Here is a 14,753-nt window from a genome sequence, read left to right on the forward strand (position 1 = left end):
CACGCCGCTGGCGTGCAGCATGCCGGAGTATCGTGCCGGTAAGCTTCTGTGGTTTCTTCTCAGGTCGCGCCGCGCGTGACCGTCTCTTCTGCGTAGCAGCGAGAACGAAACCGAATATCGTTTAGAGGCGGGCTACTGCCCGCCCGTTAATGCGTAGCGGCGAGGACGAAACCGGAATATCGTTTAGAGGCGGGCTACCGCCCGCCAGTCGCCGCGTAGCGCGAGAACGAAACCGAGGATCGTTTAGAGGCGGGCTACCGCCCGCCAGTCGCCGCGTCGGGCGAGGACAAAACCGAGGATCGTTTAGAGGCGGGCTACCGCCCGCCAGTCGCCGCGTAGCGCGAGAACGAAACCGAGGATCGTTTAGAGGCGGGCTACCGCCCGCCTTTTACCTTCGAACGCGGATGATTTTCGCTGCGGAGCAGCGAGATGTTTATAGTTTCCGGTCGATTAAAAGGATGGGTTAGCTCCGAAGGAGCGACATGTTCTTCCGCCCATAAATGGGCTCATTAGAATCAAGGGGATGACTTCGGCCTATAAACATTCCGTGCCTACGGCACTTAGGAAGGTCGCCCTGAAAGTCTTTCCAAGTCTCGCCGTACATTCTCTGCTTTTGGCGAACGAAGCTTCTCGAAGGTCGCTAGTGAGGCTTGAAGCAAGGCCGTTGCTTTTGCTTTGTCTCCTTGCCTATCGGCCAGCTTCGCTAACGAATGCTTAACGCTTGCTTTCCTGAACTGAAGGCCTAGAGACTCGGCAATTTCCAAAGCTTCAGTGTATAAGGCTTCGGCAGCCGCCAATTGATCCTGGGCCGTTTTCAAATGGCCCGTCGTTTCCAGGCACTCCGCATAACCCACCGGATTTTCAAGCCTCTTTAGCGACTCAAGACTTCTTTGAAGTGATTTTTCAGCTCTTTGGTAATCAGAGCCAGCAATTTGGAGAACACCCAACTGATGTAAGTCGTTGGCGATAACAGACTGATCTCCGAGTTTTTGTGCGATGTTTAGGCTGTCATTACAAAGACGCAGTGCCTCGGGGAAATTACCTTGGTCAAATGCGAGCAAGCTTTGAGTATGAAGGCAGTAAGCGATACCGATTTGATCTCCCAATCTTTGTTTGATTTCAAGGCAATCCTTACTGAATTGGGACGCGGCGGCAGGTTCACCCTGGTCCCGCGCGAGCAAAGCGAGACCGTACAGACAACTAGAGATGGCGTTTTCGTCACCGAAGCGTCTCCCGATCTCGAGACCCTCTTCGTATAGCCGTCGCGCATCTTTGAATTCACCTTTATCGTACGCGATGAAGCCTAGCAAATGTATAGTTGACGCAGTCTCCCCTTGGTTGTTCCGGCTCTCCGCGTTGCTTTCTTGGCATAGTCGTCGTGCTTCATCGAATTGGCCAAGACTGTGAGCGATAATCGCTAGGTTGTGCAAAATCTGACCTAGTATTAGCTTATTGCCGAGGTTTCTTTGTAGCGCGAGGCTTTCGTCTGCAAGCTCGCGCGCTGCGCGAATGTCACCACGCCTATAATACGAGCCTGCGACATTGTTTAGCCACGAGGCTATTTGATGTTCGGAGCCTGAGCGCCGAGCCATAGTTAATGCGAGTTTACTGACTGCCAGCGCCTCATCCCAATAACCACGCACAGATAGCATGCCAGTGCTTGGCAAAGCCATGGCATAAGCTAGCTGAATTACACTTATGCCGTCGCCTAGCAAAAAGGCCAAATCCGTAGCCGTCAACAAGTTATCTTTTTCCGCTTCCAGCTCATTGTAATCTTCACCCGTTGGCTTTCGGTGAGACTCGGCGAAGCGCAAAAACCGACTGACAAAGCGTGGGCGAAAAGACTTACCCCTGGGGTCGCTATCGAGGCGGGCTTTGGTGAGCTGTCTAGTCAACCCTTCGATAGCCAGCCGTTTGCTTTCATCTGTTGTGTGAATGAGCCAGAGAGCTGAAAGGCTCTTTACGGCGTTCCGGAATTTTTTCTTGTCGCTTTCTTTTCCAAAGTTGGCGACTTCAGCCACTGCTTTTCTACTAGCGCTCGGCGCGAACAGGGAAAGTGCCAGCAGAACAGCACGGCCCCCTTTGTCTAACTGTTTTAGGTTGTAAGAGCGATTGAAAACGCGCTCGACTGCTTTACCTTCACCTTGTTGTAAGTCATCTAACACCTCGTCAGGATCTTGCGCGAGATCAATCTGTCCGACAATCCATTGTAGGACCAACGGATTAGCTTCGGCAGTTTGAATTAATCGAGCGCGATCGAGGTTGGCAAAAGCTCCCACCTCGTGGGTCTGGGCCATCAATCGGTCGAGGAGGTTACTGGCCTCTTTCGCCGACATGACTTCTATAGGAATATCGTGGGCTTCTTCAATCTTGTCACGCGTGGTAATGAGCGCGGTACACGGAGCTGGTTTGCCCAGCCAGTCGATGCAATGCGCTTGTTCGGAAAGGTCGATGGTTTCAAAGTTGTCCAATACCACGAGGGTTGGAGTCGACTTGACCAGATCCCGCACTTGTTCGTTCTTTAGCTCTAGAGGAAGCTTTCGCAGATCTGAATCGCCCAGCTGAGTCGCGATACCGTCGAGCAATGTCGACAAACTGAAACTCTCAAGCCCGTCAGCGCTGACCCATGCAATTCGTCCCGCAAAGGTCTCAATTAGTCCGCGCACTGTCTCAGCTGCAATCGCCGTTTTGCCAACTCCACCCGCGCCCCACAACACGACCAAGTGGTTTTTTCCTGGCCTCAGTTCTTGAGACACGCGCTCGATAAAGTCTTGGTTCTCTCGATCTCTTCTTGAGATAAACCCAACCTTGGGCGGATTGGGGATATCCAAGCTTGCAGGTGTGCCAACTGAAGGAGCGAACAATTCGTCAAGCGCTCTCCGAATGCCTTTAGTCACGTCAAGAAAGGCTTGGTCTTGATTCGGCCAAAGCGTCACCGGTCGGATATCGCTTGGAAGCGAGTGTAGTTTTCTGAATGGCGCGCCCTGCCAATCCACCGGTCTAAGAACCACGGGAATGACCCGAGCTTCTCCAGCCTCATGTCTTTCCATCGCCCGCTTCACTTCTACGGCATTGATGTAGTCCGAATTCATGAAGTCCGGACTGATGAGAAGCAAAATCACCTTGGCTGAATTCAGGTGCTTCTCAATCTCTTCATTCCATTCTTTGCCGGCGGAGATGTCGCGGTCATACCAGTCGGTGATTACGCCCTGCCGTTTGAGATTGGAGAGGTGCTTCTTCAGTTCGTCGCGAAGTTTCTCGTCCTCGTGAGCATAGGAATAAAAAACTTCTACTGAGTCGTGAGGTTCAGGGGACATATTCATTCAAGGCTTCTGCGGTTTTAACTGCGGCCGGACGGCGCGAGGGATGTCGTCGGGATCGCCTTCCGTATTTTCATTCTTTACTTTGGAGCGGCCGCCGCGAAGCAGAGGCGGCAACTTGGCAGAAGGCAGACTCACCGTGGCCAATGAAGTCGTGCGTCGCAGGATGGCGCCGCCGCGGCCCGCAATCCAGGTGTCTGACCCGCCGTGATACGCCACCGCAAACAGAGAGGTACTGGTGATCGTCGGTTGCGAAGCCCACGCGACGCCTCCGTCTTTGGTCGCCAGCACGAGACCGTGATCGCCGGCAGCCATCGCGTCGTCGCGTGACGCTGTTGAGACTGCGAACAAGTTGCTCGAGACGCCGCTCTCCTGATCTTTCCACTTCACTCCGCCGTCATCAGTGCGCAGGATGATTCCTTTTTCACCGACCGCATAGCCGGTTTTGTCGTCGGCGAACGCCACTGAATACAGCCACTCTTTCAAGTTGAGATCAATATGCTTCCAGGAGTTGCCGCCATCTTCGGTGCGCATGATGGTGCCGCCTGAGCCGACGACTACACCGCGTTTCGCGTCAAAGAAGGTCACGTCTTCCAGCCAGGCACGGGTCTTCGAAGGCTGCCCTTGCCAGGTTTCGCCGCCGTCTTCGGTGCGCATGATCGTGCCGCGAGCGCCGACCACCCAACCAAGCTTTGGAGAAACGAACCAAAGGCCGGTGAGGTCTTCGGGAATTCCCGTTTCGAGTTTATGCCACACGATGCCGCCATTCGACGTGCGCAGAATTGTGCCGTGATCACCGGCGACCCAACCGTTGGCCGCGTCGGTGAAAGCCACCGCGTTCAGCCGCTCGCGCGTTCCCGAAGGTCTTACTGTCCAGCTTTTCCCGCCTGACGAAGTCGCCAGAATTTTTCCGCGCGCGCCGACGGCCCATCCGCGCGAGTCATCGGCAAAGAAAATGTCCCCGATGTCGTCGCGTCCGCCTTCGGTCAGACGCTCCCAACCCAGTCCACCATCATCGCTGCGCACGACCAGACCGTCACCGCCGGCGGCCCATCCCGTGTTCGCGTCTGAGAAATAAATCGTGACGAGGCGCGGGTTGGTGCGAATGCTTGCCGGAATCCAGAGCCTTCCCCCGTTACCGGTGCTCAACACGACGCCGTTGTCACCGGCGATCCAGCCGTTCTTCTGATCAGAAAAGTAGACCGTCAGCAGATCGCTTTTCATGCCAATGTCCAGAGGCTCCCAGGTGGCGCCGCCGTCATCACTCAACAACACACGACCGCCGTAACCGACGGCGATGGGGCGTTCAGGAGTAATGAAGGTGACGCCAGTCAAAGGCTGCGGGCCAAGCCGCACGGTCTCTTTCCAGTTCTTCCCGCCATCGGTCGTGCGTAAGATCGTGCCGCGTTCACCCGCTGCTAACCCTGTCGTCCTGTTGGTGAATGAAACCGAAAAGAGGTGCGCGCGCGTGGAACTGAGTTGCGGTGACCAGGTCTGGCCGCCATCCGTCGTCGCGACCACGGCCCCGTAAGTTCCGACGGCCCATCCGCGCGCCGGATCGTCAGCCGCGAATGTCACTGAGTACAGATGATCCTTCGTCGGCACCGGGACTTGCGTCCAACGCTTGCCGCCGTTCGTGGTGCGTAAGATCGTGCCGCGCGCGCCGACGGCAATCGCCCGGCGGCGATCGAAAACGTGCAGTCCGCTCAGCGTCGTAACAATGCGGGTGCGCTGGCTAGCCCATGAAAAGCCGCCGTCAGTTGTGTAAAGAATTACTCCGTCGGATCCGACCGCCCATCCGTGGCGCTGATCTTTGGCAAATCTGATGGCCGCGATCGCGTTGCCCTGCGGCAGAGGGTTCTGCCATTCCCATCCACGATCAGCGGATTGAGCGCTCGTCACTGCTGCCCCCGCAAAGACGATGAGCGCGACGAAACAACCCGTGATGATTTTTGCCGATAATCCGTTCACGTTTTGAGCTTTAAGTGACGCCTGGGATTAACGCCGATTATAGATTCGGAGGCGATGGAAAGCGAGACTCAACGGGATTGCGGGATTTGCGCCTCTGGCGCAGCACAGTGCGGAAAGGCTATGCCTTTCCGGTTCGCCTGAGTTTATTCTTTCACGCCGAGGCTCAGCCTCGGCGGAAGAGTGAGTATATTACTAGCCGGTAAGCCGCAGGCTTACCGCACTGTGCTGCGGCCAAGCCGCAGGGGATGGCATTTCTACAGGGGTGATTGTCAGCCTCAAAGGGAGGCAACTAGAACAATTGCTCGTCATCGGCCTCTTCCGGCTCAATGACGCCAATCTTGTCCACGGCATCCTGCAACACCGCGGGCTCGACATGGCCGAGCGCCGCGATCTTACGCGCAGCTTTGTCGGCCGCCTCCTGGATCACGTGGCCGACGTGACCCTGAGACCACTGCCACTCAACCTGATGACGCTCGGCGGCTTCATCCAGACGCTTCCACCAATCGTGATTCGTCTTGCGGCGAAAGCGGCCGCTCATCGTCTCAACGACGTACTTCGAATCCGTGTGCAGACGAACGCGGCAAGGTTCTTTCAAAGCTTCCAGGCCCAGCGCAGCCGCGGCGATCTCGGCCTGTTGATTAGTGGCTTTGCCCAGGTAAATTCCAAACGCGCGCCAAAGACCTTTAAAGCCGAGCAGAGCCACCCCCGCCGCGCGCGCCACATCACGGCCATTGCCGAGGCTCGAGCCGTCGCAGAAGATCGTCACTTGCTTTGCTGGTCGTCGATCGCTCTCAGGTTCCATCCGGCGCGAGCCTAACACGGCCTGAACGGTTTTTGCAGTGAGATTGGAAAGCGTAGGATGTAGCTACAAGCTGCGAAGCAGCGGTTGTAGCTAAGCCGAAGGCGAGGCTCTGCGAGCCTTGGGTTACCAGCAAACAGAATTTTGTAGGAGCCGCGAAGCGGCGACCAATCCTCAACGGGGCAGTCGAGTTGATTCTGCCTCGAAAATAAAAACGTTAACCCGAGACTGAGATGTCGCCCGCTTCGCGGGCTCCGCTAATCAAAAGGGCCTGTTTCCAAAGGCTCGCAAAGCATCACCCTTGGGCTTAACTAAGACCGCTGCTTCGCAGCTCGACGAGTCAAAGGCCACCCGCTGCCATACCGAAACTAGTCCCAAGGGAGCACGTACCCTAGAATACCGCCGATGATTCTGCAGGCGCTGCAATTGACCACACGCGATCCGGCGCGAGCCTGTCTGCTGGCGCGGATGGCGGGGTGGATTGTTGTCCTCTCGATGCTGGCGAGACTATTGCCGCTATCCCGCGCGCTCCAGATCGTTTCGACAGAGGTCCGGCAGAAATCGACCAACGTCGATCCAGTTCAGTTCTCATCGGCGATCGACGCATTGCTTGAATCCAACGTCTTTGTTTTCAAACCGAGTTGTTGGAAACGCGCGACGGTGCTGCACCGGTACTTAGCGCTGGCCGGCGTGGCCACCACAATTCGTTTCGGCGTAAGAAAAGATGCCGACCGCGAATTGAAAGGACATGCGTGGCTGGAATTGAATGGGAAGCCAATCCTGGAAAGCTCGCCGCCCACCTACACGGTTACCTACTCGTTCCCATCGGATCAACAGTTTGAAGGCGACCTGGCAGTACTCGCCAGCTCTTAACTGACACGAAGAGCGTCTTATGAAGACGACTGGCACAGACTTCAGTCAGTGATATTAGGAAGAACCACAGACAAGAGTCTGTGCCACTCTTCGGTAACTATCTCCCGAAAACAGATTCCTTAAAATGGGCTGGCGGGAACTTTCGGGCCTGCCAGCAATTCGCCCTTGGTGCACTTGCCGGATTCGAGGTCGATGGACGCGACGATGATAGGAGGCGGGTTTCTGCGTTTATCTCTAATCACGTCCATGTCGGTTTGCACCTGCGCCTTCGGCGAGTTCTTCGGCGGCTCCTCGTTTTGCGGTGGGCTCAATTTTGGAATGGCTTCGGCGGTAAGCAAAAGCCTGGCGGGGCCGTTAGCTGAGGCGCGGTACTCCACGGAAGGATTCGCAAAGCTGCCGATGCACTTTTGAATAAGTCGGTCGGCGGTCTTTCTCGAAATAGTTCGCTTGATCTCGGAAGTCACGCCCAGAGTTGCCGTGACGCTGTGAGTATCACTGCGCTTGCCGTTTGCGGTGTAGTAACCCAACACGTCTGTAACAGTCGTTGCATATTCGTTGACTGAAAAACTCCACACCACCCGTCGATCGCCGGATCGGTTTACAACCTGGACCAGCGTGAAGTGGCGATCGAAATAGGCTGAAGACATGCCGCTGCGCACGATCGCATCGCGCGAGCCGGCGACGAGCGCGCGCTCAGCTTGGCTGAGCTTGATGATCGTTTGCGTGGATTGCGCGGGCGTGGTCGAACCGTGAACCGGCGCCACGGACAAGAACGCGCCGACCAAGATCATCAGTACTGCCGGTCTTCGCATTGTCGTCGTCATTCTAAATCGCCGGAATTGGAGTGTGCGAATCCGCAAATGTCGCGCACTTGTGCTAACTTGTTGCCGACAAACCAGCTTCATAACCCATCGCGGAGGACATCATGGCAGAGCAGGACTTCGACAAGAAAGCCGTTGTCGCGCTTCTCAATGAAATCTTGGAAACCGAACTCGCCGGCGTCGTGCGTTACACGCACTATTCGCTGATGATTTTCGGCCACAATCGCATTCCGATCGTAAGCTGGCTGCGCGGCGAAGCCAACGTCTGCCTGGCGCATGCGAACGAAGCCGGCGAGCTGGTTACGCATCTCGGCGAGCATCCGTCACTTAAGATTGGCGCCTTGCTCGAGAGCGAACAGCATTCGGTGCAGGACATTCTGCTCGAGTCTTTGGAAGCAGAGAAGACCGGCCTGGCCCTTTACAAACGCTTGCTCGATGTCGTGCGCGACCGTTCCGTCTTCATCGAAGAGTATGCGCGCAGAATGATCGCGGAAGAAGAAATGCACATGGGCGAAGTCAACAAGATGCTGCGCAAGCCGGGCGAGATCCACCGGTTCAAGCCGGAATAAATTTCCCTCATGCCGAGACCCGAACGGACTGTCGAGTCAATGAGATTGCTTCAGGACTGGAGCAAGTGGCTCATCAGTCTTGAGACGGTAGTCTGCATCAGCCTCTGGCCGAAACTAACCAGCACACCCGCGCCATCGGGTCTGATGTATGCGGGCTGGATGATGTTTTGGGCCTCAATCATCATCGCCGCAATCCTGCTGTTGTGCATCTCGCTGTTCGTGCGGCGCGTGGACGAATCAGGCGACCGCGACATAAAAATCGTTTGGCTCATCGTGGGCGTGCAGTATGCATGCTTCCTTTTGGGACTCGCTTGCTTTGCTTTGAACCTGCTGATCTTTTGGCTGGGTGTCTGACAAAGATCAATGATGAGGCAAGGATCAAGATTGGCGATCGTGCTCAGTTTGCTGGTCGCGTGTGCCGGAGCGATCGCGTTGTATGGCCGCGGCGCTCTTAATCCTGCGTCGGCGCAGTCTCCGAACACATCAACGCTACGCGCGCTTCAGGTCAACACGCTTTGCGCGAAAACCGAACGCGTGATTTTTGCTTGTGTGCTGCGCCGGCCCGCGAAGATCGTTTCGGTGTGCGCTTCAAAAGACCTGACCCGAGACACGGGGTATGTGCAGTACAGATTTGGCTCGCCCGCGAAGATCGAACTCGAGTATCCCAAAGACCGCACCGGCACCCAGCACAAGTTTGAATACACCCACTACATGCGCGCGTTGGTTGACCTGAATGAAATTAATTTCAGTGTTGACGGCGTTGACTATTCCGTCGTGGACGATTACAACGCGGAAGAGAAACCGGCCCGGAGCATTGAAGGCATCACCATCAACTGGCCGGGCACGAGCAAGAAAGAAGTCCGCTACACCTGCCGCACAAAACCAAAGACTGACTACACGGATTTGCAGGCCGTGCTGTTTGATCACGACTGATCTTTGCGACCGCTGCTGAAAACGGCTGGTTTTGCAGCAGAAAAAAGCGCCGACAAACCGGATGCGTCAGGTTCCGCAGTCGCGCCAGCTGCCGCTCGCGAATAAGCTGAAAGCCGGCGGACCCAAACACGTTTACCCAATCCAATTCACTTCGGAAGGTGCAAGCGCCGGTGCGTTTTCGCCATTTCAGATCGTGCGTCCAGCAGATGAAGCGGTCCCAGGCCGTCGCTGGAATGTCTTCGTAGATAATTGCCACGCCACCCGGCCGCAGCACACGCTTCATTTCCATCAACATCGTGTGGACGTCTTGCGCGTGATGCAGCACGTATGCGGACACGACGGCGTCAAAGGAAGAGTCAGGGACCGGGAATTCACGGCCGTCGTATGGCCGATAATAAATCGGCGCTTCCGTCGAGTCGGCGACGTCGATTCCCGTCACGGCTTTGCCCAGCAGCGCCGACAGATGATGCGCGATGTAGCCGTTGCCGCAACCGACGTCCAGCACTACCGATCCACGTGGAATCACCCGCGCGATCTCCAAAGCCATATCGTATGCGCGGCCGACCTTTCGTCGCCGCCGTTCGCGCAGCCAACGGCGCTTTGCGCCATTACCGGCAGTTGCTAACGGTGCGACGGCAAAATCAAAAACGGTTCCTGGACGAGTAGCTACACGCCCGGCTGAGTAGGGAGTCGAAGATTCCGAGAGTCTTAACTGCGGCAACATCTCGCCGCAGCGTTCAGCAACCGCAATGCCGATCACAAAGCATTCATGTTTTCAGCGGATTTGTGATTGAAGAATTATCCGGCGCGAGAATTCGCTGACGGTTGCCTGCAAGAGATCGCCGACAGGAGTATGGCGGTCATTCGGAGCGAGGCGCAGCACACCGACGCGTCGGGGTAGAGACGGTGAACTGTTGACCAAACGTGTGATTGACTCTCTCCCTTTGGGAGAGGGTTTACTTTAATTCATCAGGTTCGCAACCCGAAGGGTTGCTAGAGAGTAGCCGGGGGTCGTAGCGAAGCGTAGACCCCCGGACACGTCGGCGCAAATTCGGCACCCTGAAAGGGTGCTAGACGAGTTCTGTGACCCCTTCAGGGTCAAAATCAATAGACACTCGATCCCGGGGGTATTCGCGCTGCGCGCTCAACCCCCGGCTACTCTCTTTCAGCCCTTCGGGCTGACCGCGGCCTGAATTCCTACCCCTTCAACAATTCGTCCGCGATGTGGTTTGCGTCGAAAAGCTTCCTGAGAATTTCCTGCATCGCGCGCACATCGACCGAGATTGCCCGGTTATCTGTTTCGTCGTAGTGGAAATCGCCAATCAGCGATTGGATGTTGCCGTCGAAAATCAGGCCCACGATTTCACCATTCTTATTGATTGTCGGCGAACCTGAATTGCCGCCGATGATGTCATCGGTCGAGACGAAATTAAACGGCGTCGCCAGATTCACCGAGGACTTCTTCTCCGTCCAGCGCGGCGGCAGGTTATAGGGAAACTTGGCGTTGAACTTCGCAGAGCGATCGTACAAACCACCGAGCGTCGTAAACGGCTCGATACGTTTGCCATTCTCCATGTAGCCCTTCACGGCGCCGTACGACAGACGCAGCGTAAAGGTCGCGTCGGGATAGACCTTGTTGCCTTCACTCTCAAATCGCGCGCGGGCAATCTTTGCGTAGTTCGTGCGTTCAACTCCGGTCACTTCGCTTTCGAAGCGCTTGCGCATCTCGCGCGCTTTCGCATCGATTAGGCGCGCCAGGACGATCATCGGATCGGTTGACGAATCGATCGCCTGCTTGCCGCCCTTGGCAAGCTCCTTGCGGTAATCAACGTCCTTCAGTTTCGTGCCGTCGATTAACTCAGCCGCACGAGCTTCCGGCGTCTTGCCGTTCATGATCTGTTTGACCAGCGCATGATCGGCGCCGAGCAACTCGATCATGAAACCGAGCGAGTCCGCCAGCTTCAGCTTTTCAAACTCATCGTAAATCGGCGCCGGAGAATAGAGTCCCAGCTCGAGCGAGGCGCGTCGCGCGTCGGTAAACTCGGGCAGGCGCTCAGCGTTCGGTTTTTGGTTTTCTTCAGCCAGCCTTACCAGATTGCGGGCGAAACCGAACGTGGTGGTATTGAAGCCACCCGCCTGATCGAAGATCCTCCGCTCGCGAATGTATGTCGGCAGCGTCTGATGAGCTTTCGCAATTGCATCCCACGCTTCGCCGTAGTTCTGCTTCCGCTCCGGATTGGCGGCGACCCAGTCACGCAGCGTTTTCTCATCGGCCTCCTTGCGCGCCATCAACGTGCGCCCCTTCAAGCCGGCGAGCTGACCTCGATAAACCTTCAAACTGTTCTGAATACTGTTAAGTTCGTTCTGCGCACGCCGCGTCTGTTCCTCGCCCAGCGCCATGTACTTCTTGAGCATCGCCTCGCGGCGTTCAAGCAGGCGGAGAATGATGGGAACGCTGGTCTCGCCCAGTTGCCGCAGGTGGGCAACTGTATTTAAGCGCGAGGTCGAACCGGGATGACCGGTTACGAAAACCAGTTCGCCTTCCTTCGCGCCGGTCTTTGACCACTTCAAATAGCTGGGCGGATTGATCGGCTTGTCGTTTTCGTAAACGCGCACCAGCGCCATATCGACATTGAAGCGCGGGAAATTGAAGTTGTCGGGGTCGCCGCCAAAGAACGCTGCTTGAAACTCCGGCACAAACACCAGACGCACGTCCGTGTACTTCTTGTAGCGATAAAGATTGTATTGCGCGCCCTGGTAAAGCGTGACGACGTCGGAACGCAGTCCGGTCGCCTGCGTGGATTCAGCTTCGATCTTCGAAATCTCTGCGCGCCGCGCCGCGAAGGCATCGGCATCTGAGACGCCGGCCTTCACCGCCCCATTGACGCGCGCTGTCATATCTTCAATCGACATCAGCACGTTGAGCTCCAGGCTCGGCGCCTTGATCTCATCGGCGCGAGTGCGCGCGACGAACCCTTCCTTCGCATAGTCTTTCTCTGCCGTGCTGACTTCGCCGACGATGCCTTCGACGATGTGATAGTTCGTCAGAACCAGCCCGTCCGCTGAAACAAACGAACCTGAGCCGCCGTTGTTGAAGCGCACCGAAGCAAGCTGCACCTTCCGCAGCCACTCGTCAGTGACATCGAAACCGTATCGTTTTTTGATCTCGGCGCGCGGGACGTTGTTGAACGTCCACATGCCCTCATCCGCGATCGCGAGCGGGGCAAAACCTTGTAAGCTGAACAACGCCAGAAACAGCGCACACAGGAACTTCTTGATTCTCATCATGACCTCTTATTTAGAGCGGTGTTTGGGGGAGCAGGTGAATAGTAAATGGTAAATCGTGAATAGAAAAGTTTGGAAAGTGGCGCGCGTCTCGACCGGGGGCATTAGCCCGACCGTCAGGGAGGGCTCCAAGGGGACTCAATGAGCCCTCCCTAACGGTCGGGCTAGTGCCCCGATAAGTGCCGCGTATTAACCCCCAACCCCCCGCCGGAACGCGATTTACTATTTATCATTCACGATTTACGATTCACCAGCCAATGACCAACGAACAAATTGCCCGTCGTTTCAATCGCATGGCGTCACTAATGGAGGTGCGCGGCGAAGATTCGTTTCGCATTCGTTCGTACCGGATGGCCGCCGAAGCGATCGAGACGTGGCCAACGCCGATGAAAGAAATCGCGGCCGAGGGCGGCGTCACGGGTTTGCAGGAAATTCCGGGCGTGGGCAAAGCGATTGCCGGCAAGACTGTCGAGCTGCTGGAAAAAGGCACGTTCGACGCGTGGGACCGATTGACGGCAGAGACGCCGGAAACCGTGCTCGATCTTTTGGAGTTGCCGGGCGTCGGCCCCAAAACCGCGGCCACGTTCCATCAGAAGTTCAAGATTGCTTCGCTCGAGGACCTGCGAAAGTTCATCGATGGCGGTGGCTTGGAAATGGTAGACGGCATCGGGCCGAAGACCGCGGAACGAATCCGGCAGAACCTGGAACGGATCCGCTGACAAAGAACAGGCCATCTTCTGGTCCGGTCCCAAGTCCCATCTTGCGCGTTGGCGGGTGCTCGTCCTACAATGCCTCGCATCGGCCGACTGTCCTGGCAATCGCGCAGCGTCTCCCCGCAGCGTTCTTTGGGTGAACCTGCGCCTAACTTTTTCAAGTCAGCGCAGACTCTTTAAAGTGGAATAGCTCAAACCGAGTTCCGTTTCGGTGGCAGCGGCAGATTGGTTTCCCCACACGCAACTGATCGCGTCCTGGCGCTCATCGAAGCGAATGCCGGAAAGTTTATCCGAGGTCGGGGGTTCTTAATGAAGCCGCGTCGCCAGTCAGCACTCGCCGTCGTCTCTCTAACCGCTCTCTTCTGTCTCTCTGCTTTCATCGCATCACACAACGGAAAAGCTCAGAAAAAACCGGATGCCAAGCCGTCTCCGACACCGGCCAAAGAGCTGTTGACGGTCGAGCCGGTGCTGCCGCCCGCGCCCGCGAAAGAGACCCCGCCGGCCAAAGAAACCCCAAAAGAGCAAACCGGTGATGCCCAGCAGAAGCCCGGAACTGAAGTTGACGACAAGGTTCCCGTCATCACCAACACCGACCTGATCACTTTCACCGTTACGGTCACAGACCTTTACGGCCGGTTTGTTTCCGGACTTTCGAAGAACGCATTCACGATTTTTGACAACAAAGAAGCGCAGGAGATTGCGTATTTCAGCGACGACGATTCGCCGGTTTCCGTCGGCGTGATCTTCGACGTGTCGGGATCGATGAGCGGCGACAAGGTGCGGCGCGCGCGCGACGCCCTGGCCCACTTCATTCAAACCAGTCACGACCGCGACGAATACTTTCTGATTGGCTTCAACTCCCGCGCGCAGCTCTTAATAGATCGAACGCGTGACGGGAACGCCGTGCTCGACAAGTTGACCTTCGTCCAGACGAAGAACAACACTGCGCTGTACGACGCGTGTTATCTGGGGGTAGAGCGTGTGCAGCGCGGAACGCACGGCAAGCGCGCGCTGCTGCTGATTAGCGACGGCCAGGACAACAACTCGCGCTACACCTTCAACGAATTGCGTCGCGTGCTGAAGGAATCGGACGTCGTGCTGTACTCAGTGGGCATTTTGGGTGGCAGCGACGTGGGCAGTTCGCTGGGGATGGAGGGCCAGGGCATTCTCGACGAATTGGCCGGCGTCTCAGGCGGCAAGGCCTTTTATCCGCGCAGCCCGGCCGAGATGGATGACATCTTTGAGCAGATCGCGCTCGAATTGCGTCATCAATACTCGATCGGCTACCGCCCGAAGAACTTCGTCAACGACGGCAAATGGCACCGGATTAAGGTCAAGGTGAATGCGCCGCGTGGCCTGCCACGCTTGTTCGTCCGCAGTCGGGAAGGGTACTACGCGATCGCGAACCCGAAGTAATTTGGAGTGCGGCGGCAGAGGCCCGACTTTGTCGGGACGTCGACGCCGCTTTG

12 protein-coding genes are annotated in these 14,753 nt (G+C 56.6%); 6 read left to right on the top strand and 6 right to left on the bottom strand.

Annotated elements, in window-relative coordinates:
• Window positions 1-560 precede the first annotated feature (560 nt).
• The 3 genes from VFX97_18805 to VFX97_18815 form a co-directional block, all read right to left on the bottom strand.
• Window positions 561-3,323 carry a tetratricopeptide repeat protein gene (locus VFX97_18805; GenBank protein HEX5705256.1) on the bottom strand — a complete coding sequence of 921 codons (2,763 nt, stop codon included), beginning with the start codon at window positions 3,321-3,323 and terminating at the stop codon, window positions 561-563.
• Window positions 3,324-5,291 carry a YCF48-related protein gene (locus tag VFX97_18810; GenBank protein HEX5705257.1) on the bottom strand — a complete coding sequence of 656 codons (1,968 nt, stop codon included), beginning with the start codon at window positions 5,289-5,291 and terminating at the stop codon, window positions 3,324-3,326.
• A 289-nt stretch (window positions 5,292-5,580) separates the two neighbouring features.
• The gene (locus tag VFX97_18815) at window positions 5,581-6,093 is read right to left on the bottom strand and encodes an RNase H family protein (protein ID HEX5705258.1); all 513 of its coding nucleotides are present in this window, start codon (window positions 6,091-6,093) and stop codon (window positions 5,581-5,583) included.
• A 402-nt stretch (window positions 6,094-6,495) separates the two neighbouring features.
• Between VFX97_18815 and VFX97_18820 the strand changes: the two genes are divergently transcribed.
• Window positions 6,496-6,963: a lasso peptide biosynthesis B2 protein gene (locus tag VFX97_18820; GenBank protein ID HEX5705259.1), complete on the top strand. Its 468-nt coding sequence runs from the start codon at window positions 6,496-6,498 to the stop codon at window positions 6,961-6,963.
• A gap of 119 nt (window positions 6,964-7,082) precedes the next feature.
• On the opposite strand, the gene VFX97_18825 is transcribed toward VFX97_18820, so the two are convergent.
• On the bottom strand, window positions 7,083-7,787 hold the full coding sequence (locus tag VFX97_18825) for a hypothetical protein (protein HEX5705260.1): 705 nt from the start codon (window positions 7,785-7,787) through the stop codon (window positions 7,083-7,085).
• Window positions 7,788-7,888: 101 nt separating this feature from the next.
• Here VFX97_18825 and VFX97_18830 point away from each other — a divergent pair, with 101 nt between their 5' ends.
• Genes VFX97_18830 through VFX97_18840 form a run of 3 tightly spaced genes read left to right on the top strand, consistent with a single transcriptional unit; the run spans window position 7,889 to window position 9,286 of the window.
• Window positions 7,889-8,353 (top strand): ferritin-like domain-containing protein, encoded by a 465-nt coding sequence (locus VFX97_18830; protein ID HEX5705261.1) that lies wholly within the window; start codon window positions 7,889-7,891, stop codon window positions 8,351-8,353.
• A gap of 9 nt (window positions 8,354-8,362) precedes the next feature.
• Window positions 8,363-8,707 (top strand): hypothetical protein, encoded by a 345-nt coding sequence (locus VFX97_18835; GenBank protein ID HEX5705262.1) that lies wholly within the window; start codon window positions 8,363-8,365, stop codon window positions 8,705-8,707.
• A gap of 9 nt (window positions 8,708-8,716) precedes the next feature.
• Window positions 8,717-9,286 carry a hypothetical protein gene (locus tag VFX97_18840; protein HEX5705263.1) on the top strand — a complete coding sequence of 190 codons (570 nt, stop codon included), beginning with the start codon at window positions 8,717-8,719 and terminating at the stop codon, window positions 9,284-9,286.
• Here VFX97_18840 and VFX97_18845 read toward each other — a convergent pair.
• Window positions 9,183-10,046, bottom strand: coding sequence for a class I SAM-dependent methyltransferase (locus tag VFX97_18845; protein HEX5705264.1), 864 nt, complete (start codon window positions 10,044-10,046; stop codon window positions 9,183-9,185). The two genes, VFX97_18840 and VFX97_18845, sit on opposite strands and share 104 nt — an antisense overlap.
• Before the next feature lie 437 nt (window positions 10,047-10,483).
• Entirely contained in the window at window positions 10,484-12,571 is a 2,088-nt protein-coding gene (locus VFX97_18850) for a S46 family peptidase (protein ID HEX5705265.1), read from the bottom strand.
• 257 nt (window positions 12,572-12,828) lie between these two features.
• On the opposite strand from VFX97_18850, the gene VFX97_18855 reads away from it, so the two are divergent.
• Both VFX97_18855 and VFX97_18860 read left to right on the top strand, forming a co-directional pair.
• Window positions 12,829-13,290 (top strand): helix-hairpin-helix domain-containing protein, encoded by a 462-nt coding sequence (locus VFX97_18855; GenBank protein ID HEX5705266.1) that lies wholly within the window; start codon window positions 12,829-12,831, stop codon window positions 13,288-13,290.
• Between the two features lie 303 nt (window positions 13,291-13,593).
• Window positions 13,594-14,700, top strand: coding sequence for a VWA domain-containing protein (locus tag VFX97_18860; protein ID HEX5705267.1), 1,107 nt, complete (start codon window positions 13,594-13,596; stop codon window positions 14,698-14,700).
• Window positions 14,701-14,753 lie beyond the last annotated feature (53 nt).

It is taken from the genome of Pyrinomonadaceae bacterium (assembly GCA_036277115.1).
In the GTDB taxonomy this organism is placed as follows: Bacteria; Acidobacteriota; Blastocatellia; order Pyrinomonadales; family Pyrinomonadaceae; genus UBA11740.